The sequence below is a fragment of the Stenotrophomonas sp. 05L413 genome, assembly GCF_056397945.1.
Genome location: NZ_JBFTOL010000009.1, coordinates 1 through 19,156, shown reverse-complemented (window position 1 = coordinate 19,156; position 19,156 = coordinate 1). Strand labels below are relative to the sequence as shown.

At 66.4% G+C, this 19,156-nt stretch carries 14 protein-coding genes, 4 tRNA genes and 1 pseudogene; 14 read left to right on the top strand and 5 right to left on the bottom strand.

All coding sequences use genetic code 11. From position 1 onward, the window contains the following. Nucleotides 1-23: 23 nt before the first annotated feature. Genes ppk2 through hemA form a run of 4 tightly spaced genes read right to left on the bottom strand, consistent with a single transcriptional unit; the run spans nt 24 to nt 4,951 of the window. The gene (gene ppk2, locus AC1DIQ_RS18270; RefSeq protein ID WP_121044572.1) at nt 24-803 is read right to left on the bottom strand and encodes a polyphosphate kinase 2; all 780 of its coding nucleotides are present in this window, start codon (nt 801-803) and stop codon (nt 24-26) included. A gap of 51 nt (nt 804-854) precedes the next feature. Continuing rightward, nucleotides 855-2,564, bottom strand: a complete 1,710-nt coding sequence (locus AC1DIQ_RS18265; RefSeq protein ID WP_478050552.1) for an O-linked N-acetylglucosamine transferase, SPINDLY family protein — start codon at nt 2,562-2,564, stop codon at nt 855-857. A gap of 25 nt (nt 2,565-2,589) precedes the next feature. Beyond that, nucleotides 2,590-3,675: a peptide chain release factor 1 gene (gene prfA, locus AC1DIQ_RS18260; protein ID WP_461770603.1), complete on the bottom strand. Its 1,086-nt coding sequence runs from the start codon at nt 3,673-3,675 to the stop codon at nt 2,590-2,592. Continuing rightward, a complete protein-coding gene (gene hemA, locus AC1DIQ_RS18255) occupies nt 3,653-4,951 on the bottom strand; it encodes a glutamyl-tRNA reductase (protein ID WP_152153920.1) in 1,299 nt (432 codons plus the stop codon). The genes prfA and hemA overlap by 23 nt, the downstream gene beginning before the upstream one ends. Before the next feature lie 65 nt (nt 4,952-5,016). Here hemA and AC1DIQ_RS18250 point away from each other — a divergent pair, with 65 nt between their 5' ends. The 8 genes from AC1DIQ_RS18250 to ychF all read left to right on the top strand — a co-directional run bounded on the left by AC1DIQ_RS18250 (nt 5,017) and on the right by ychF (nt 12,008). Continuing rightward, a complete protein-coding gene (locus tag AC1DIQ_RS18250) occupies nt 5,017-6,705 on the top strand; it encodes a tetratricopeptide repeat protein (RefSeq protein WP_478050551.1) in 1,689 nt (562 codons plus the stop codon). Beyond that, nucleotides 6,702-7,361: a lipoprotein insertase outer membrane protein LolB gene (lolB, locus tag AC1DIQ_RS18245; RefSeq protein WP_121044557.1), complete on the top strand. Its 660-nt coding sequence runs from the start codon at nt 6,702-6,704 to the stop codon at nt 7,359-7,361. Before AC1DIQ_RS18250 ends, lolB begins: the two co-directional genes overlap by 4 nt. Next, nucleotides 7,358-8,227 carry a 4-(cytidine 5'-diphospho)-2-C-methyl-D-erythritol kinase gene (ispE, locus tag AC1DIQ_RS18240; RefSeq protein WP_478050550.1) on the top strand — a complete coding sequence of 290 codons (870 nt, stop codon included), beginning with the start codon at nt 7,358-7,360 and terminating at the stop codon, nt 8,225-8,227. Before lolB ends, ispE begins: the two co-directional genes overlap by 4 nt. Before the next feature lie 9 nt (nt 8,228-8,236). Beyond that, nucleotides 8,237-8,313, top strand: a tRNA-Gln gene (locus AC1DIQ_RS18235). Between the two features lie 136 nt (nt 8,314-8,449). Continuing rightward, the gene (locus tag AC1DIQ_RS18230) at nt 8,450-9,409 is read left to right on the top strand and encodes a ribose-phosphate diphosphokinase (RefSeq protein ID WP_026070235.1); all 960 of its coding nucleotides are present in this window, start codon (nt 8,450-8,452) and stop codon (nt 9,407-9,409) included. Nucleotides 9,410-9,520: 111 nt separating this feature from the next. Further along, nucleotides 9,521-10,135, top strand: coding sequence for a 50S ribosomal protein L25/general stress protein Ctc (locus AC1DIQ_RS18225; protein ID WP_102789571.1), 615 nt, complete (start codon nt 9,521-9,523; stop codon nt 10,133-10,135). Between the two features lie 81 nt (nt 10,136-10,216). Then, nucleotides 10,217-10,795, top strand: coding sequence for an aminoacyl-tRNA hydrolase (gene pth / locus AC1DIQ_RS18220; RefSeq protein ID WP_121044551.1), 579 nt, complete (start codon nt 10,217-10,219; stop codon nt 10,793-10,795). 121 nt (nt 10,796-10,916) lie between these two features. After that, nucleotides 10,917-12,008 carry a redox-regulated ATPase YchF gene (gene ychF / locus AC1DIQ_RS18215; protein ID WP_088434937.1) on the top strand — a complete coding sequence of 364 codons (1,092 nt, stop codon included), beginning with the start codon at nt 10,917-10,919 and terminating at the stop codon, nt 12,006-12,008. 567 nt (nt 12,009-12,575) lie between these two features. Here ychF and AC1DIQ_RS18210 read toward each other — a convergent pair. Further along, a complete protein-coding gene (locus tag AC1DIQ_RS18210; protein ID WP_282263270.1) occupies nt 12,576-15,323 on the bottom strand; it encodes a TonB-dependent receptor plug domain-containing protein in 2,748 nt (915 codons plus the stop codon). A gap of 168 nt (nt 15,324-15,491) precedes the next feature. On the opposite strand from AC1DIQ_RS18210, the gene AC1DIQ_RS18205 reads away from it, so the two are divergent. The 6 genes and pseudogenes from AC1DIQ_RS18205 to tuf form a co-directional block, all read left to right on the top strand. Continuing rightward, entirely contained in the window at nt 15,492-16,508 is a 1,017-nt protein-coding gene (locus AC1DIQ_RS18205) for a cyanophycinase (RefSeq protein ID WP_152153930.1), read from the top strand. A gap of 111 nt (nt 16,509-16,619) precedes the next feature. Next, nucleotides 16,620-17,633, top strand: a complete 1,014-nt coding sequence (locus AC1DIQ_RS18200) for an isoaspartyl peptidase/L-asparaginase family protein (RefSeq protein WP_183073842.1) — start codon at nt 16,620-16,622, stop codon at nt 17,631-17,633. A 138-nt stretch (nt 17,634-17,771) separates the two neighbouring features. Beyond that, nucleotides 17,772-17,857, top strand: a tRNA-Tyr gene (locus AC1DIQ_RS18195). Between the two features lie 28 nt (nt 17,858-17,885). Then, nucleotides 17,886-17,959, top strand: a tRNA-Gly gene (locus AC1DIQ_RS18190). A gap of 47 nt (nt 17,960-18,006) precedes the next feature. After that, nucleotides 18,007-18,082, top strand: a tRNA-Thr gene (locus AC1DIQ_RS18185). Nucleotides 18,083-18,135: 53 nt separating this feature from the next. Then, nucleotides 18,136-19,155: pseudogene (gene tuf / locus AC1DIQ_RS18180) on the top strand (elongation factor Tu); the annotation flags it as partial. Nucleotide 19,156 lies beyond the last annotated feature (1 nt).

The window sequence follows — 19,156 nt, the reverse complement described above, 5'->3', positions numbered from 1 at the left end:
GTAAATCCGCGCCATGCGTGGATCTACCCGACGACGAAGGGTTCGATCGGCTTCAAGACCCCGAAGTGCTCCTTGTGCAGCTTGCCCTTCAACGGCGGCAGCGCCAGTACCGGTTCGTCCACGCGGGTATCGGGCAGACGATCGAGCAGGTTGCGGATCAGGCCCAGCCGCCCGCGCTTCTGGTCGTTGAAGTCCACCAGCGTCCACGGGGCATCATCGTTATGCGTGGCGCGCAGCATCGCTTCGCGGCTCTCGGTATAGGCGCTGTACTTGCTGCGTGATTTCAGGTCCACCGGCGACAGCTTCCAGCCCTTGAGCGGATCGAGGTGGCGCTCGGCAAAGCGCTTTTCCTGCTGTGCCTGGTCCACGCTGAGCCAGTACTTGAACAGCACGATGCCATCGTCGATCAGCAGCTTCTCGAACACCGGCGTCTGCGCCAGGAAGCTGCGGTACTGCGCTTCGGTGCAATAGCCCATGACATGCTCGACGCCCGCGCGGTTGTACCAGCTGCGGTCCATCAGCACGATCTCGCCGGCCGCAGGCAGGTGGGAGACATAGCGCTGGAAATACCACTGCGTGCTTTCGCGGTCGGTCGGCTTGGGCAGCGCGACCACCTTGCACTGGCGCGGATTGAGATGCTCGGCGATCGCCTGGATCGCACCGCCCTTGCCCGCGGTGTCGCGGCCTTCGAACAGCACCAGCACGCGCTGCCCGGTGTGCTGCACCCAGCGCGCCATCGCCGCCAGTTCCAGTTGCATCGGTTCCAGCAGGGCCTGGTAGTCCTTGCGCTTGAGCTTGCCCATCGGCGTGCCTCGGTGATTCACAGGGAAGCCCGAGCCTAGCGCAGCCGATGCTCAGGCGATGTGTGGGCCCTGCCAGCCGCGTTCGCGCGCAAGCGTTTGGATCACCTCGGCGATGTCGCGCGCGAAACCGGCCATGTCGAACAGGCCGCTGTCCTCGCGCCGTTGCGCCAGCGTGGCGCGCGCGGCCTGCAGCGCGGCCGGGTCGTTGCCGAGCCGGATGGCGGCGGCCACGAACGCCGCGTCATCGGCCACGTTGAACGCGTGCATGCCCAGGTGATGATTGAGGCTGCCGGCCACGCGCGAGGCGAACGTCGCGCCCGGGCAGGTGAGCACCGGGCAGCCGGCCCACAGCGCATCGGAGGCGGTGGTGTGGGCGTTGTACGGGTGCGTGTCCAGGAACAGATCGGCGTGCTGGTAACGCGCGAGGTACTGCAGGTGCGGCAGGCGTGGCATGAACACCAGTCGCGCCGGATCCAGCTGTGCCTGGCGTGCCGCGCTGCGCAGCCGTGCATCGGCAGTGCCCGGCCCGGACAGCAGCCACAGCACGCTGCCGGGCACGCCATGCAACACCGCGAACAGCCGCTGCACGCTGCGCGGATTGAGCTTGTAGCTGTTGTTGAAACAGCACAGCACCACGCCCTGCGCAGGCAGGCCGCAGTCCCCGCGCGAGGGCACCGGCTCCAGCACGCGGGTGTTGTCCGAGGGCTGGAACGCGCGCGGCAGGCGCCGCACGTTCTCGCTGAAGGCCGGTGCCAGCGCGTCGGGCAGCACGAAGGCATCGGCCAGCACATGATCGATCCACGGCGCGCCGGAGGTACCCGGGTAGGCCAGCCAGTTGATCTGCACCGGGGCCGGGCGCATCGCCAGTACCTGCGGGGTGCCACCGCCGCCCCAGCCGCGCAGATCGAACAGCACATCGATGCCAGCCTCGCGGATGCGCCGGGCGATCACCTGATGCGGCTGCGCGCTGACATCGTGCAACGTGTGGGCGGCCTGCTGCAGACGCTGGCGGATGCTGCTGCCGTCGTCCGCGCTGAGCGCGAACAGATGCGGTTCCAGCGTGCCCAGCGCGCGCAGCTGTTCGAACAGGGCGACGGTCAGCAGCCCGGTGGGATGCGCGCCGAAACCGTTGGAGAGGAAGCCGACCCGCAGCGTGCCGTGCGGGCGCACGGTGGCCGGCGGCAACCGCGGGATGCCCTCGGCCAGCGCCGCCGCGCGCTGGCGGGCGCAGGCCAGCTGCTCGGCGGCGCTGCTGTCTTCGCTGAGGAAGGCGAACGGCTCGACCACCGCCTGGCCCTGCGCGACGGCCTGGCGCACCAGCACCGACAATCGCTCCAGATCCCGCCAATCGCACAGCCGGCGCTGCCAGTTGAGCAGCTGCGCAGTGATGTAGGGCTCGCCCGGCAGCAGACGGTGCGCATGGCGATACGCATCGGCGGCCGCCTCAGGCTGCCCCGCGTCTTCCAGTGCGTGGCCCAGCCACAGGGTGATGCCGGGGTGCTGGGGCGCGCGGTCCGCCGCCTGGCGCAGCAGTGTCGCGGCCTCGCCATGGCGGCCCTGCATCCAGCGCGCGCGCCCCAGCCGGGCCAGGGCCTCGGGATGGTCGCCGCGCAGCTGCAGTGCACGGGTGGCGGCCTGTTCGCCGGCGCGCACATCGCCGGCTTCCAGCTCCGCATCGGCCAGCATCACCCACGCAATGAAATCGGCCGGTTGCCGCTGCACCGCCTGGCGCAACTGCAGACGCTGCGGATCGACACTCATCGCTGCCGCGCCGGGGCGGGCATGCTCAGTTGCCTTCCGCGAGCCGGGCCAGCTCGTCGGCCTGGTGTTCGTGGGTCAGCCGGCTGACCAGTGCATCAAGATCGCCGGTCAGGATGTTGGGCAGGTCGTACAGGGTCAGCCCTTCCACGCGGTGGTCGGTGATCCGTCCCTGCGGGAAGCTGTAGGTGCGGATGCGCTGGCTGCGGTCGCCGCTGCCGACCTGCAGCCGGCGGCTTTCGGCCTGCGCGGCAGCCTGCTTGCTGCGTTCGGTATCCAGCAGCTGTGCCTTGAGACGCTTCATCGCCTTGTCGCGGTTGGCATGTTGGCTGCGCTCGGTCTGGCATTCCACCACCACGCCGGTGGGCAGATGGGTGATGCGGATCGCCGACTCGGTCTTGTTGACGTGCTGGCCACCGGCGCCGGAGGAGCGGTAGGTGTCCACGCGCAGGTCAGCCGGGTTGATCACCACGTCCTCGACGTCATCCGCCTCGGGAATGATCGCTACCGTCGCGGCCGAGGTATGGATGCGGCCCTGCGACTCGGTCGCCGGCACGCGCTGCACGCGGTGCGTGCCCGATTCGAACTTCAGGCGTGAGAAGGCGCCACGGCCGACCACGCGCGCCACCACTTCCTTGTAGCCGCCATGTTCGCCCGGGTTGTCCGATTCGATCTCGACCTTCCAGCCCTGGCGCTCGGCATAGCGGGCGTACATGCGGAACAGGTCGCCGGCGAAGATCGCTGCCTCGTCACCGCCGGTACCGGCGCGGACTTCCAGGAACAGGTTGCCGTCATCGCGCGGATCGCGCGGCACCAGCAACAGGGCCAGTGCTTCGTCCAGCTGCTGCAGGCGCTGCTGCGCGGCGGTGATTTCCTCCTCGGCCAGCTCGCGCAGGTCAGGGTCCTCGCGCATCGCCTCTGCGGCGGCGAGATCGGCCTTGGCACGGGCCTCGTCGGCCAGCGCCGTGGCGACCGGCTCCAGCTGCGAAAACTCGCGCGAGAGCGCGCGGAAACGGTCGTTGTCGCCGACCACGGCCGGGTCGGACAACAGGCGTTCCAGTTCTTCGCGGCGCTCGGCCAGCGCTTCCAGCTTACGGCGCAGGGTCGGCGTCATCGTTCCTCGCTACATCGGTACGCACGGCAGGGTGCTGGTAACCCGGCTTGGCCGGGAACAGGCGCTCGGCGGCGCGGGTGAGTTCAGTATCGCCGCTGAGCGCGGCCGCGCGCAGGGCGGCGGTCGGCGGGTGCAGCAGGCGGTTGGTCAGGCCGTGCGCGAGCAGCTCGAGCACCTCTTCCGGTGATTTGCCGTGGGCGAGCTGCTGGCGGGCTTTCTCCAGCATCTCAACGCGGGTCGCTTCGCCATAAGCGCGCAGTTGCCGCAGCGGGGCCTGGTGCACGCTGGCCTGCAGCGTTTCCACGAAGCGGGCGACCTGCAGCTCGATGATTGCTTCGGCCTCGGCCGCGGCTTCACGGCGGCTGCGGCGGTTGTCTTCGACCGCGCGCTCCAGATCATCCACGGTGTACAGGAAGGCGTCGGCCAGTTCGCCCACGCCGGCCTCGATATCGCGGGGCACGGCCAGATCGAACAGCAGCATCGGCTTGTGCTTGCGGGTTTTCAGTGCGGCGGCCACGTGCGCGCGGGTGATCACCGGCTCACGCGCGGCGGTGGCCGAGAACACCACGTCAGCCTCGCCCAGATGGCGGTCCAGCTCACTCAGGGGCAGGGCGACGCCGCCATGACGGCTGGCCAGCTCCTGCGCATGGGCCAGGGTGCGGTTGGCGATCAGCAGCCGCCGCACGCGCCCTTCGCTGAGATGGCGCGCGGCCAGCTCGATGGTCTCGCCGGCGCCGACCAGCAGCACGGTGGAATCGTCCAGCCGCGCGAACGAGTTCTGCGCCAGGCGCACCGCGGTGGACGCCACCGACACCGGGTTGGCGCCCACGCGGGTATCGGTGCGGGCGCGCTTGGCCACCGAGAAGGTCTGCTGGAACAGCCGGTCCAGGCGCTGGCCGAGCAGGCCATGATCACGCGCCAGGGCCCAGGCATCCTTCACCTGGCCCAGGATCTGCGGTTCGCCCAGCACCATCGAGTCCAGCCCGGTGGCCACCCGGAACAGGTGGCGCACCGCGTCGGCGTCGGCGTGCTGATAGAGGTACCCATGCAAGGTGCCGGCCTGTGACTCCAGCCACTGCGCCAGCGCGTCACCGGATTCGGCCACCGCGTACAGCTCGGTGCGGTTGCAGGTGGAGAGCAGGACCGCCTCGGCCACCTGTGGCGTATCGCGCAGCGACGCCAATGCCTGGGGCAGGGCGTCGCCGCCAAAGGAGGCGCGTTCGCGCAGTTCCACTGGCGCGGTCTGGTGATTCAGTCCGAGCACCCACAGGGTCATTGTTCAGTTGCTTGCGATAAGCTGCTGGCCATTCAAGTCGTCATTTTAAGGCTCAGATGCCCCCGATGCCCGCATTGATTCGCATCTCCAGCGTTCTGCTGCTGTCTTTGTTCACTGCCAACGCCCTGGCCGCCCCCCCGGCAGCCCCGGCGAAGGCCAAGAACAGCACGGCCGAGGCGGTCCCCCTGGCCCCGGTCATGGCGGGCGAATTCGCCCTGCAGGCAGGCAAACTGGGCGACGCCGCGCGCTGGTACCTGGAGGCGGCCGAGGCCAGTGAAGGCGATGCCGGCCTGGCCGAGCGCGCCTCCCGGATCGCCATGCTGGCCAACGATGACAAGCGCGCCGCCCGCGCGCTGGCCCTGTGGGAGCAGCGTGCGCCGCGCTCACTGGCCATGCGCAGCAGCACCGCCGCGCTGGACATGCGCCAGAACAAGGTGAAGGCCGCCCGCACCGAACTGCAGGCGCTGCTCAAGGACCCGGACCCCACCGCCTGGAAGTTCGCGATCGGCGCCCTGATCAGCGGCGGCAGCGATCCAAAGGTCCCGGCCCAGGTGCTGGGCGAGCTGGTGGATGCCAATGCCATCCCCGACCGCCTGGAGGTCTGGCAGGAGTTCGGCCGTCTGGCCATGCGCATGGAGCAGCCCGAGCTGGCCCGGCGCATGGTCGATGAGGTGGTCAAGCGCTTCCCGGATGAGCCGCGCGTGGCCCTGCTGCACGCCAGTCAGCTCACCCAGGCCGGCAAGTCCGATGAGGCGCTGGCCCTGTTGAAGGGCGTGGAGCCCAAGACCCTGCAGGACCCCGAGCTGCGTAACGCGGTGGCGATCTCCTATGACCTGATGGGTCAGCCGGCTGCGGCCGAGCGCGTGCTGGCGGTCGGCCCGCAGGATGTGCAGACCTACGGCATGCGCGCCTCGCTGCTGGCCAAGCAGAAGGACGACCCGGGCCTGCTGGCCCTGTATACCGAGCTTTCCAGGCAGGCGACCAAGCCGGATCCGGCCCAGCGCCTGCTGCTGGGCAAGATCGCCGAGTACCTCAAGCGCTACGAGGAAGCGGTCAACTGGTATCACAGCGTGCCCGGTGGCCCGGAGCGCGATGAGTCGCGCCTGCGCGCAGCCAATGCGCAGAACGAACTGGGCCGCACCGACAAGGCGCTGGCCGAAGTCCACGCGATCCAGTCCGATGCCACCGTTGATGACGATGCCCGCCGGGATGCCTATCTGTTGGAGGCCGAGCTGCGCCAGCGCGGCAACGACGATGCTGGCGAACTGGACGCCCTGGCCCGTGGCCTGGCCGCGTATCCGGATGAGAACGCGTTGCTGTATGCCCGCGCGCTGGCCTGGGAGCGCCGCGACGACATCCCGCGCGCCGAGGCCGACCTGCGCAAGGTGCTGGTCACCGATCCGGAGAACATCGCCGCGCTCAATGCGCTGGGCTACACCTTGGCCGACCGCACGCAGCGTTATCAGGAAGCCTTGGAACTGATCGACCGCGCGCGCGTGGCCGAGCCGGACAACGCCGCCATCGTCGACAGTTACGGTTGGGTGCTGTATCGCCTGGGCCGCAACGAAGACGCCTTGGTGCAGCTGCGCCGCGCCTGGACGCTGGCCAAGGATGCGGAAATCGCCGCGCATGTGGGCGAGGTGCTGTGGGTGTTGAACAAGAAGGACGAAGCGCGCCACTTCTTTGAAGAGGCCCGCAAGCTGGACCCGGACAACCGCGCCCTGCAGCGCGTGATCGAGAAATACGGCGTATGAATCTGCTGTCCCTGAAGGTCGCGTTTGCCGCGGCCGTGGCGTTGTCGCTCTCCGCGTGCGTGTCCCTTGATGAGCGCAAGGCCCCTTCCGCCCCGACCGTGGTCAGCACCGTCTCTCCCGCTGCGCAGCAGGCCGAGGCCGAGCGCGTCACTGCGGTACGCGCGCAGCCGGCCTGGTCGTTCCAGGGCCGGGTGGCGATCAGCAAGGGCCGCAACGGCGGCAACGGCCGCATTGACTGGCAGCAGCAGGGCCAGGGATATGTGGTGGAACTCAGCGCCCCGGTCACCCGGCAGAGCTGGAAGCTGACCGGCGACAGCCATCATGAAGGCGGCCGCCTGGAAGGTCTGGAAGGCGGCACGCGCGAGGGCGACGATGCCCAGCAGGTCCTGCTGGACGCCACCGGCTGGGATATCCCGGTCAACCAGCTGCCCGATTGGGTGCGCGGCCTGGTCGCCGATGCGGCCCCGGCCGAGCGCATCGAGCGCGACGGTGAAGGCCGCCCGCGTCGCGTGGAGCAGCTGGGCTGGGAGATCCAGTACCTGGATTGGTACCCGGCCGAGGCCGGTCGCCCGGTGCTGCCGCGCAGGATCGAAGCAGTCAATGGCGACGCCAAGGTCCGCCTGGTGGTCGACAGCTGGGTGCTGGGCGGCCCATGAGCATGCTGGAGACGGCCGACGGCGGGTCGACCTGGCCGGCCCCGGCCAAGCTGAACCTGTTCCTGCACATCACCGGGCGGCGTCCGGATGGCTACCACCAGCTGCAGACCGTGTTCCGCCTGCTGGATTGGGGCGATCGGATCCATCTGCGTGTCCGCGACGATGGCCGGATCCGCCGTGAGGGCACCTCCGTGGCCGGCGTTGCCGAGGCGGATGATCTGGCGATCCGCGCCGCGCACCTGTTGAAGGATGCAGCAAACATCGGCCAAGGTGCCGGTATCGGCGTCGAAAAGCGCGTTCCGGCGGGCGGTGGCTTCGGCGGCGGTTCGTCCGATGCCGCCACCGTCCTGGTCGCGCTCAACCGCCTCTGGAACGCCGGCCTGGACGTCGACGCGCTGGCCGCGCTGGGTCTGCAGCTGGGCGCGGATGTGCCGGTCTTCGTGCGCGGGCACAACGCCTGGGCCGAGGGCGTGGGCGAACTGCTGACCCCGATCGCCCTGCCGCCGGCCTGGTTTGTGCTGGTCCATCCCGGCGTTCACGTGCCGACTCCCGCACTTTTCGCATCACCAGATTTGACGCGGGATGCCCCAGTGGCGAAAATAGCGGACTTCGCTTCCGGGTCTTTGCTCGGGAATGCGTTCGAGCCGGTCCTGCGCCGCCGCGAACCTGCCGTAGAGGCAGCGCTCGCAGCGTTGAGCAGTATCGGCCGGGCACGACTCACCGGGTCGGGAAGCGGTTGTTTCGTCGAGTTCGCCACGCGCGCTGCTGCAGAGCAGGGCCTGGCGCAATTGCCGAAGGAACTGCGGGCATGGGTGGCTGCGGGCGTGGAGCGCTCGCCACTGCTTGATGTACTCGAGCGTTACTGATTTTGATGCAGGGGCGTCGCCAAGAGGCCCAAGGCACCAGGTTTTGATCCTGGCATTCGGAGGTTCGAATCCTCCCGCCCCTGCCACTAGCGGATATCTGCCGCGACTCCATGCGCATGTCTGCGCGGGCGCGGTGCATACGCCGCGGTGTTGTCACCGCAGACACCTCCGGGTGCCGGCGGCCCAGTTCTCCGCCAATCGCTCCCGCCCGAGACCGTCATGATGCAAGAACACCCCAACCTGCTGGTATTTTCCGGCAACGCCAACAAGCGCCTTGCGCAGAGCATCTGCAAGGAACTGGGGGTGCGGCCTGGCAAGGCATTGGTGTCGCGCTTCTCCGATGGTGAAGTGCAGGTCGAGATCGAGGAAAACGTCCGTAAGCAGGACGTGTTCGTGATCCAGCCGACCTGTGCGCCCAGCGCAGAGAACCTGATGGAACTGCTGGTCCTGATCGATGCGCTCAAGCGCGCTTCGGTCAACAGTGTCACCGCCGTGGTGCCGTATTTCGGCTACTCGCGCCAGGATCGCCGCATGCGTTCCTCGCGCGTGCCGATCACCGCCAAGGTGGCCGCAAAGATGTTCAGCGCTGTCGGGGCTGACCGGGTACTGACGGTGGATCTGCATGCCGATCAGATCCAGGGTTTCTTCGACATGCCGGTGGACAACGTATACGCCTCGCCGCTGCTGCTCGCCGATATCTGGCGCGCCTACGGCACGGAAAACCTGATCGTGGTGTCCCCGGACGTGGGTGGTGTGGTGCGCGCGCGCGCCGTCGCCAAGCGCCTGGACGATGCCGATCTGGCGATCATCGACAAGCGCCGCCCGCGCGCCAACGTCTCCACCGTGATGAACATCATCGGTGACGTCGAAGGCAAGACCTGCGTAATGGTCGATGACATCGTCGATACCGCCGGCACCCTGTGTGCGGCCGCTGCAGCCCTGAAGGCGCGTGGCGCCCTCAAGGTCGCCGCGTACTGCACCCACGCCGTGCTCTCGGGCCCGGCGGTGGACAACATCAACAACTCCCAGCTCGATGAGCTGGTGGTGACCGACACCATCCCGCTGCGTGAAGAGGCGCGGGTGTGCAGCAAGATCCGCCAGCTCAGCGTGGCGGAAATGCTGGCCGAGACGATGCGCCGCATCGCCTTCGGTGAGTCGGTCAGCTCGCTGTACGTGGATTGATTTTTCCGCCCACCGGCAACGGTGGGTGGTTTCCCGGGGAGATCTGGTCGCGGATCTCCCCTCATCGCCTCGCCATCATGGCGCGGCAAACAACGAAGGTAGTAAATCAGCATGGCCAAGAATCATGAAATCAAGGTCGTCCAGCGCGAACTGCAAGGCAAGGGTGCGAGCCGCCGCCTGCGTGGCGCTGGCCAGATCCCGGCGATCATCTACGGCGGCGACGTCGAGCCGAGCGTCATCCAGCTCAACCACAACGAAATCTGGCTGGCCCAGCAGAACGAGTGGTTCTACTCGTCCATCCTGGACCTGAACCTGGATGGCAAGGTCACCAAGGTGCTGCTGCGTGACATGCAGCGCCACCCGTTCAAGCAGCTGATCCTGCATCTGGATTTCCTGCGCGTGAACGAGAACGAAGCGCTGACCGCCAACGTCCCGCTGCACTTCATCAACGAAGACACCTCGCCGGCTGGCAAGGCTGCCGACGTCGTGGTCACCCACGAACTGAAGGAAGTGAGCATCACCTGCCTGCCGAAGGACCTGCCGGAATCGATCGACGTCGACCTGGCCGACCTGAAGGCTGGTGACGTGATCTACCTGTCGGACATCAAGCTGCCGAAGGGCGTCGAGATCCCGGCGCTGGCCCAGGGCAAGGACCATGACGATGCGATCGTCACCGCCAAGCTCGGCAAGGAAGAAGCTGCCGACGAAGCGCCGGCTGCAGAGTAAGTGATTGCGGCGCCTGTCCTTCGGGGCAGGCGCCGTTTCTGTATGTACCGGCACAGGGCGGGTACCGACGAAAGAAGAGTAATGACAGGATTGCGATTGATCGTTGGTCTGGGCAACCCCGGACCCGAGCACGCCCAGACCCGGCACAATGCCGGGTTTCGTTTCATTGACGCCCTGGTCGAACAGGCCGGTGCGCGCTGGAGCGTGGACAGCAAGTTGTTCGGCGAGACCGCCAAGGTCGACATCGCCGGCCAGCCGGTGTGGCTGCTCAAGCCCGCCACCTTCATGAACCTCAGTGGCAAATCGGTCACCGCGGCGCAGCGCTTCTGGAAGATCGAACCGGAAGAGACGCTGCTGGCGCACGACGAGCTGGACCTGCCGCCCGGCGTGGCACGGCTCAAGTTCGACGGTGGCCACGGCGGCCAGAACGGCCTGCGCGACACCATCCGCCTGCTCGGCCATGGCCGGTTCCACCGCCTGCGCATCGGCATTGGCCATCCCGGCCACAAGGACCGCGTGGTCCCGTGGGTGCTGGGGCGCGCCAGCAAGGACGATGATGTGCTGATCGGCCATGCCGTCAACGATGCGATCGACGTCCTGCCGCTGGCAGTGAAGGGCGATTTCAGCGAAGCGATGAAGCGGCTGCACACCCCGAAGTAACGTGACCGGTGACTGACGTTACCGGTAGGTACCGACCGCGGGTCGGTACGGAAAATGATTGGAAAAGCAGCGCCGAACGTCGCTGTTTCCCCAATCACTTTCACCCCAGAGGTTGTCAAAGATGGGTATCAAATGCGGCATCGTCGGTCTGCCCAACGTCGGCAAATCGACCCTGTTCAATGCGCTGACCAAGGCGGGCATCGCGGCGGCCAACTTCCCGTTCTGCACGATTGAACCGAACGTCGGCATCGTGCCGGTGCCGGATCCGCGCCTGAACGAGCTGGCGGCCATCATCAACCCGCAGAAGGTCATCCCGACCGCCGTGGAGTTCGTGGACATCGCCGGCCTCGTCGCCGGCGCGGCCAGTGGTGAAGGCCTGGGCAACAAGTTCCTGGCCCACATCCGCGAAGTGGATGCGATCACCCACGTGGTGCGCTGCTTCGAGAATGCCGACGTCATCCACGTCAACAACAAGGTCGACCCGCTCTCGGATATCGACACCATCGATACCGAACTGGCCCTGGCCGATCTGGACAGCGTCGAGAAGGCGCTGAACCGCGCCGAGCGCGCTGCCAAGGGGGGCGACAAGGAAGCCGCAGCCCGCAAGCCGGTGCTGGCCAAGCTGCAGGCCGCGCTGGCCGACGGCAAGGCGGGTCGCACCGCCGGCCTGGACGAGGAAGAGAAGGCGCTGGTCCGTGACCTGTTCCTGCTGACCCTCAAGCCGGTGATGTACATCGCCAACGTGCTGGAAGACGGTTTCGAGAACAACCCGCATCTGGATGCCGTGCGCGCCCGTGCCGCCGAAGAGGGCGCGCAGGTGGTGCCGGTCTCGGCTGCGATCGAAGAAGAGCTGTCCCAGCTCGACGACGAAGACCGCGATACCTTCCTGGCCGACCTGGGCCTGTCCGAGCCGGGCTTGAACCGCGTGATCTACGCCGCGTACCAGCTGCTGGGCCTGCAGACCTACTTCACCGCAGGCGTGAAGGAAGTCCGTGCATGGACCGTGCGCAAGGGCGCCACCGCCCCGCAGGCCGCCGCCGTGATCCACACCGACTTCGAGAAGGGCTTCATCCGCGCCGAAACCATCGCGTATGACGACTTCATCAAGTACAAGGGTGAAGCCGGTGCCAAGGAAGCGGGTCGTCTGCGCCTGGAAGGCAAGGAATACCGCGTCCAGGAAGGCGACATCCTGCACTTCCGCTTCAACGTCTGATTCCATCGCACGTTGATGCCCGCAACGCCCCGCCCTGAGCGGGGCGTTTGCGTTCGGGGGGAGCGCATTCCACACCAGAATGGGTTGGATAAAAAATGACCAGGCACCGAAACCCTTGCCTGGTATGCCTCTTCCTCACTTGTCCACAACAAACTCCCACGCCTCTCCACGCACCATGTGGAAAACCCGCGTGCGGTAGTGCCGGCCGCTGGCCGGCAACCCATCTGACCCGCCCCGCAGGCGATGTGGACAATTTCTGACCACCACTGGAAACCGTTGCAGTGCATCGCTCACACAGGGTTGTCCACAGCAAACCCCCATCGCTTTCCACGGTGTGTGTGGAAAACCGCGATGGTGTTTGGACAAAAAACAGCCACGTCCTGAAAGCGTTGCGCTGCATGGCTTGCATGCACTTGTCCACACCAAGCCCCCATGGCTTTCCACGACGCATGTGGAAAACAAAGACAGCGCACCCGGCAACGGGTGACGCAGGCCAGCGGCCGCAGAACAAAAAAAAGACGGAGGCACTGCCTCCGTCTTTGATCCCCTGACCAGCGGAAGCGGCGCTTACAGCGCCGTACCGCCAAACTTGTGGGTGTACTGGAGATTGAGCGTCCGGCCCACGGTGTCGAACCAGGAGACGTCGTAGTACGGATACGGCGTGTACGTCGCGTCCTTCGGCGGCATCTTGTTGCCCACGTTCACCACCGACAGCGACAGGCGCGAATGGTCATCGAAGCGGTACTGCAGCGACACGTTGTAGCGGTACGTCGCCGCGATCCACGGGCTGTCACCGCTGTCCGGATCAAAGCTCTGGTCGTAGCTGTCGTAGGTGGGCAGTTTGCCCAGCCGTGAGCCGTACAGCGTGGCCGACCACGCCGCGTTCTCCCACGTCACACTCGCACTGGTCTTGGTGCGCGGAATGTCGAAACCGCTGTTGATCGCGAACTGGTCCTCGACCACATCGCCGTCAAACTGTTGGAAATCGTGCGTCTTCACCCAGGTGTGGTTGCCGCTGAGGATGAAATCGCCGATCCCGGTGCTCAGGCGGTAGCGCAGGCCCACATCAATGCCGCGGGTCGTTTCGCGCGCGATGTTGATCGGGCTCACGTGCACACCATACAGGCGGCCATCACTGGTGCGGGTAACCCGGCTGATCGCATCCACGCAGGTCGGCGAGGCCGCATCGGCGCCGCCCAGGCGGCAGGCCGCCTCGTCGCGCAGGATGGTGCTCACATCCATGTCCTGCACCTGGTCGCGCATGTCGATATCGAACCAGTCCACCGACAGGTCCAGCCCCGCTGCCGGCGACCACACAAAGCCAGCGCTCCACGAGGTGCTGGTTTCCGGATCCAGCTGGCGATTGCCTTCGCGCGTGCGGATCAGGTTCTCCTCGTAATCCGAGCAGTCATCACCGCCGTCCACCGCGCAGGCGTAGTAGTCGTTGGCACTGGTTTCATCATTGCCCGGGCCGGCATACACGTAGTGCAGGTCTGGCGCGCGGAAGGCGGTGCCGTAGGAGCCACGCACCAGCAGGGTCTCGATCGGGCGCCATTCCAGACCACCGCTCCAGGTCGCCTTGCCGATCGTGTTGCCGGAGTAGCGGTACTGGTCGAAGCGCCCGGCCACGCTGACGTTGAACGTGTCATGCAGCGGCAGGCGCAGCTCGGCCGCGGTCGCCCAGCGGTTGCGGCTGCCGTGGCCGTCCGAATCCTTCCAGCTGTAGTAGTAGTACTGCGTCGCCAGCGGGTCCGGATTCAGTGCGTAGGCCTGATTGCCGAACTCGGCGGTCGCCGCGAAGCCGGCCTTGCCGCCCGGCAGCTCGAACAGCTCGCCGTTGGTCAGGGTCAGCGCGGCGGTATCGGTACGCGACTTCGGGGTATAGGTGGTGCGTGCGGCGATCGAATCGTACTCGCTGCGGCTCAGCGGCCGGTACAGGCGCGCCGGGTCGGCGTTGAACACCGGGAACACGTTGTCGTCGTCATCGGTGTACTCGCCCAGCTGCTCGCCAAGGAACAGCGCATTGGCCTTGGCGGCGATGATCTGCGGCCAGCGGATGCTGGATTGATACTGCGAATGGCTCAGCGAAGCCTCGTATTCCCAGTCCGCACCGAGGGCGCCCTTGAAGCCGGTGGTCACGCTGAAGGTCTTCTGGGTGCTGCGCACCATGCCGTTGTTGAGTCCGCCCATTTCCTCGGGGGAGAACTGGCGTTGCCAGAACTCCACCTGGTCGGTGGCCTGGTTGTAGAAGTAGCCGTCTTCATTGCCGTCGGCGGCCATGCGGCCCCACTGGGTGACATCGCGCATCAGCGCCAGGTCGTGGTAACCCATCTGCACATCGGCGAACCATTCTGCGCCGTTGTCGAAGGCGTAGCGCAGCGCGGCATAGCCGTTGGCACCGCGGCGCTTGCTCAGGATCGTGCCGTAGCCGATCGAGCGGTCGCTGCCGCAGTAGAAGCCATACCGCGCACGCTCGGCGTACTGGGTGCTGCCGTTGTTCTGGCCGGCCAGCGCATCGCAGGTTGCCTGGCCCGGGTCCAGGTAGTCGTCGTTGTAGTCGGTGCGCAGGTAGGCGCGACGCAAGGCGCGGGCGCTCTCGGTCGGTGCATCCAAGGTGGAATCCTGCTGGCTGCGCTCATACGCCCACAGTGGGGTCTGGGACTGCAGTTCCAGGCTGTAGACCGCGCTGAAGCGGCCGGCGTCGAAGCCACTGGCGATGCTCATGTCAAAGGACTCACCGCCGCCTTCGCTGGTGGTGCCCATGCGCATGTCGACCGTGGTGCCATCGACCTGCTTCTTCAGGATGAAGTTGACCACGCCGGCAATGGCGTCCGAGCCGTAGATCGCCGAGGCGCTGCCGGTCAGCACTTCGATGCGCTCGATCATCCCGATCGGGATGTTGGAGACGTCGGTGAAGTTGCTGCGGCCCTGGAAGGGCATCGGGAAATCGGCGATGCGGCGGCCGTTGACCAGCACCAGGGTGTGGTTGGGCCCCAGGCCGCGCAGGTCGACCTGCTGCGCACCGGGCGAGAAGTCCGCGCCGCTGGAGGACTGCTGGCTCTGGGTCTCCCCCCCGTTCTGGGTCATCGAGCGCAGCACGTCCGGCACGCTGGTGAAGCCGCTGGCCTGGATCTGCTCGGCAGTGATGACGGTGACCGGGGCCGGCCCCTCCACCTGCGCGCGCGGAATGCGCGAGCCGGTGACCTGCACCGTATCCAGTTGCTGCACCCCGGGGGCGGGTGTCTGGGCGCCCGCAGTTGCGGCCACACCCATCAACGCCAGCTGGATCGACCACGCCATCGCCTGTTTACGCATGAGAATTCTCGAGAAGAAAGTGTCGGCCTCGAGGGAGGCCTGTCCCCCATTCACATTTCGCGAATGGACGGCGCGCATTTAACGCCTTTTTTACGGGGTTGACCACTGCCAATTTCTCTGGCAAAGAGTGAAAACGCTTACACGCCCTTTTTATTCAGGGAGGTCAACGTGCACAAGGGTTTCCGGCCGATCCATTCCCTCCTGTGGCTGCTGCTCGCCGCGCTCCCGCTCCCCCTCCATGCCCAGGATTCGCGCAGTCTGCAGGACCAGGGCTATCGCTATTACGAGGTGGGCGCCCTGGATGCCCCGCGCGCCACCCATACCGAGCCGGCGATGATGCTGATGGGCGGTGGCGAATGGGTGCCGGCCGCTTTCCAGTGGTGGCTGGCGCGTGCCGGCCATGGCCGGGTGGTGATCCTGCGCGCCTCCGGTGCCGATGAGCTGCAGAACCGGCTCTACCGGGAGATCGGTGGGGCGGCCTCGGTACAGACCCTGGTGTTCAACAGCCGGCGCGCGGCCGACGACCCGGCGGTGCTGGGGGTGATCGCCGCCGCCGATGCGATCTTCATCGCCGGCGGCGACCAGTCGCGCTATATCCGTTTCTGGAAGGGCACGGCGGTGAACGCGGCGCTCAATGCGCACGTCCGCGCCGGGCGGCCGATCGCCGGGACCAGTGCCGGGTTGGCCATCCTGGGGGGCTACAGCTACGGCGCCCTGGATGGCGGCAGCGTGACGTCCCGGCGCGCCCTGCGCGATCCCATGGGCCGGGCGGTGACGCTGGACAGCGATTTCCTGGCCATGCCGTACCTGGCCAACGTGATCACCGATACCCATTTCGGCAAGCGCGACCGGCTCGGCCGCCTGATCGTCTTCGTGGCCCGTGCCGCCCAGCGCAGCGGGCAGCAGGGCATGGTCGGCCTCGGCGTGGATGAAGACACCGCGCTGTGCGTGGAGGCCGACGGCACCGGCCGGGTGTTCAGCCGCGATGGCGGCTATGCGTGGCTGGTGATGCCGCAGCACACCCCCGATCGCCTGCGCGGTGGTAAACCGCTGGATTTTCTCGCCATCCCGGTGACCGGTGTGGGCGAGGGCAGTCGCCTGCACCTGGATGGCTTCCGGGTGGACGACGCGGCGTTCGAGATGACGGCGGATATCCGGGAGGGGCGCCTGCAGCTGCGCCGGTAGATCCACGCCATGCGTGGATGCTGTGGCGTGCGTTTTGAGGTCATGGCCACGCGCGTGGATGGCCCGACGCGCGTGCCATGATGAGGCCTCGTCCCTTGAGAGTGCCTGCCCATGTCGCGTTCTGCTGTGGTGATGTTGTCGCTGTGCCTGTCTCTCCCGCTGGCGGCCACCGCTGCCGAGCCGGTGCTGGTCATCCATGGGGGCGCGGGGGTGGAGCGCGGGGATCTGTCGCCCGCCGAGGAAAAGGCCGCACGCGCGGCCCTGCAGCAGGCGCTGCTCAAAGGGCATGCCGCGCTGGCGGCCGGCAAGCCGGCGCTGGAGGCGGTCACTGCGGCGATCACCGTGCTCGAGGATGATCCCACCTTCAATGCAGGCAAGGGCGCGGTGTTCACGCACGATGGCCGCAACGAACTGGATGCCTCGCTGATGGACGGCGCCACGCTCAAGGCTGGCGCGGTGGCCGGTGTGCAGCGCGTGCGCAACCCGATCCTGCTCGCCGAGGCGGTGATGCAGCACTCTGCGCACGTAATGATGGTGGGGCAGGGCGCGGAGGCCTTCGCCAGCACCCAGGGAATTCCCTTGGTGGATCCGTCGTATTTCCGCACGGACAAGCGCTGGCAGCAGCTGCAGAAGGCGCTGAAGGAAGAGGCCAGCGGCCAGGCCCATGCGGATCTGGAAACGGCGCGCCACTTTGGCACCGTCGGGGCGGTCGCGCTGGACAAGGACGGCAAGCTCGCCGCCGGCACCTCCACCGGGGGGATGACCAACAAGCGCTATGGCCGTGTGGGCGACTCACCGATCATCGGCGCGGGCACCTATGCCGATGCAGGATGCGCGGTATCGGGGACGGGCTGGGGCGAGTACTACATCCGCACTGCAGCCGCGCACGATATCTGTGCGCGCATGCAGTACCTCAAGCAGGGCCCGGTGGACGCGGGGCGTGCGGTGATCAACGAGCGCATTCCCGCCCTCGGTGGCGATGGCGGCGCGATCGTGCTCGCCGCCGACGGTCGCGCGGCGACGCCGTTCAATACCCAGGGCATGTATCGCGGCTGGATCGGTGCCGATGGCGTGCCGCATGTGGCGATCTTCGCCAGCGAAACACTGCCGTTGCCGGGCCAATAGCCCGTTCCGACAAGGCAATTGAACAATCATGTGAAAAAATTCAAAAAGGTTGTTGACAGAACCCCCGTTTATCCCCAAAATTCACGGCTCTTCCACCCCACACCGAAAACGCTTCGGCGCCACGGGACAGGGTGGTAAGGAGGGATACCCAAGCGGCCAACGGGGGCAGACTGTAAATCTGCTGGCTTACGCCTTCGGTGGTTCGAATCCACCTCCCTCCACCAGTTTCATGTTGTGGCAAGAGCTTCCGATGCGGGAGTAGTTCAATGGTAGAACCTCAGCCTTCCAAGCTGATGGTGCGGGTTCGATCCCCGTCTCCCGCTCCATTGAATGAGTTTGAATATATTCAAATTCGTGCCATAATACAAAACTCGCTCACGTAGCTCAGTCGGTAGAGCACCTCCTTGGTAAGGAGGAGGTCGAAGGTTCGATTCCTTTCGTGAGCACCATCTAAGTGCTACCAATTCAGACGATTTCGAGATAAGCAGCCATGGCCAAGGGTAAGCGTGGCATCACGATCTCGACCGCACACGTCGAATACGAATCCACCGAACGTCATTACGCCCACGTCGATTGCCCGGGCCATGCTGACTACGTCAAGAACATGATCACCGGTGCTGCCCAGATGGACGGCGCGATCCTGGTCTGTTCGGCTGCTGACGGCCCGATGCCGCAGACCCGTGAGCACATCCTGCTCTCGCGTCAGGTCGGCGTGCCGTACATCGTCGTCTTCCTGAACAAGGCAGACATGGTCGATGACGCCGAGCTGCTGGAACTGGTCGAGATGGAAGTCCGCGAGCTGCTGAGCAAGTACGACTTCCCGGGCGATGACACCCCGATCATCTCGGGTTCGGCCCGCCTGGCGCTGGAAGGCGACCAGAGCGAGATCGGYGTGCCGGCCGTGATCAAGCTGGTCGAAGCTCTCGACAGCTGGATCCCGACCCCGGAACGCGACATCGACAAGCCCTTCCTGATGCCGGTCGAAGACGTGTTCTCGATCTCGGGCCGCGGCACCGTCGTGACCGGTCGTATCGAGCGCGGCGTGATCAAGGTCGGCGAAGAAATCGAAATCGTCGGTATCCGTCCGGTCCAGAAGACCACCGTCACCGGCGTGGAAATGTTCCGCAAGCTGCTCGACCAGGGTCAGGCAGGCGACAACGCCGGTCTGCTGCTGCGCGGCACCAAGCGTGACGACGTCGAGCGTGGCCAGGTCCTGGCCAAGCCGGGTTCGATCAAGCCGCACACCACCTTCGACGCCGAAGTGTACGTGCTGTCCAAGGACGAAGGTGGCCGTCACACCCCGTTCTTCAAGGGCTACCGTCCGCAGTTCTACTTCCGTACCACCGACATCACCGGCGCTTGCGAACTGCCGGAAGGTGTGGAAATGGTGATGCCGGGCGACAACGTGAAGATGGTTGTCACCCTGATCAACCCGGTCGCCATGGATGAAGGCCTGCGCTTCGCGATTCGCGAAGGCGGCCGTACCGTCGGCGCCGGCGTGGTCTCCAAGATCATCGCGTAAT

Excerpts from the sequence above, each read along its gene's own strand:
- hemA (WP_152153920.1), bottom strand. The coding sequence starts at position 4,951 with ATGACCCTGTGGGTGCTCGGACTGAATCACCAGACCGCGCCAGTGGAA.
- AC1DIQ_RS18200 (WP_183073842.1), top strand. The coding sequence starts at position 16,620 with ATGTCGCGTTCTGCTGTGGTGATGTTGTCGCTGTGCCTGTCTCTCCCG.
- ppk2 (WP_121044572.1), bottom strand. The coding sequence starts at position 803 with ATGGGCAAGCTCAAGCGCAAGGACTACCAGGCCCTGCTGGAACCGATG.
- AC1DIQ_RS18265 (WP_478050552.1), bottom strand. The coding sequence starts at position 2,564 with ATGAGTGTCGATCCGCAGCGTCTGCAGTTGCGCCAGGCGGTGCAGCGG.
- pth (WP_121044551.1), top strand. The coding sequence starts at position 10,217 with ATGACAGGATTGCGATTGATCGTTGGTCTGGGCAACCCCGGACCCGAG.
- ychF (WP_088434937.1), top strand. The coding sequence starts at position 10,917 with ATGGGTATCAAATGCGGCATCGTCGGTCTGCCCAACGTCGGCAAATCG.
- prfA (WP_461770603.1), bottom strand. The coding sequence starts at position 3,675 with ATGACGCCGACCCTGCGCCGTAAGCTGGAAGCGCTGGCCGAGCGCCGC.
- lolB (WP_121044557.1), top strand. The coding sequence starts at position 6,702 with ATGAATCTGCTGTCCCTGAAGGTCGCGTTTGCCGCGGCCGTGGCGTTG.
- AC1DIQ_RS18230 (WP_026070235.1), top strand. The coding sequence starts at position 8,450 with ATGCAAGAACACCCCAACCTGCTGGTATTTTCCGGCAACGCCAACAAG.
- ispE (WP_478050550.1), top strand. The coding sequence starts at position 7,358 with ATGAGCATGCTGGAGACGGCCGACGGCGGGTCGACCTGGCCGGCCCCG.
- AC1DIQ_RS18250 (WP_478050551.1), top strand. The coding sequence starts at position 5,017 with ATGCCCGCATTGATTCGCATCTCCAGCGTTCTGCTGCTGTCTTTGTTC.
- AC1DIQ_RS18225 (WP_102789571.1), top strand. The coding sequence starts at position 9,521 with ATGGCCAAGAATCATGAAATCAAGGTCGTCCAGCGCGAACTGCAAGGC.
- AC1DIQ_RS18210 (WP_282263270.1), bottom strand. The coding sequence starts at position 15,323 with ATGCGTAAACAGGCGATGGCGTGGTCGATCCAGCTGGCGTTGATGGGT.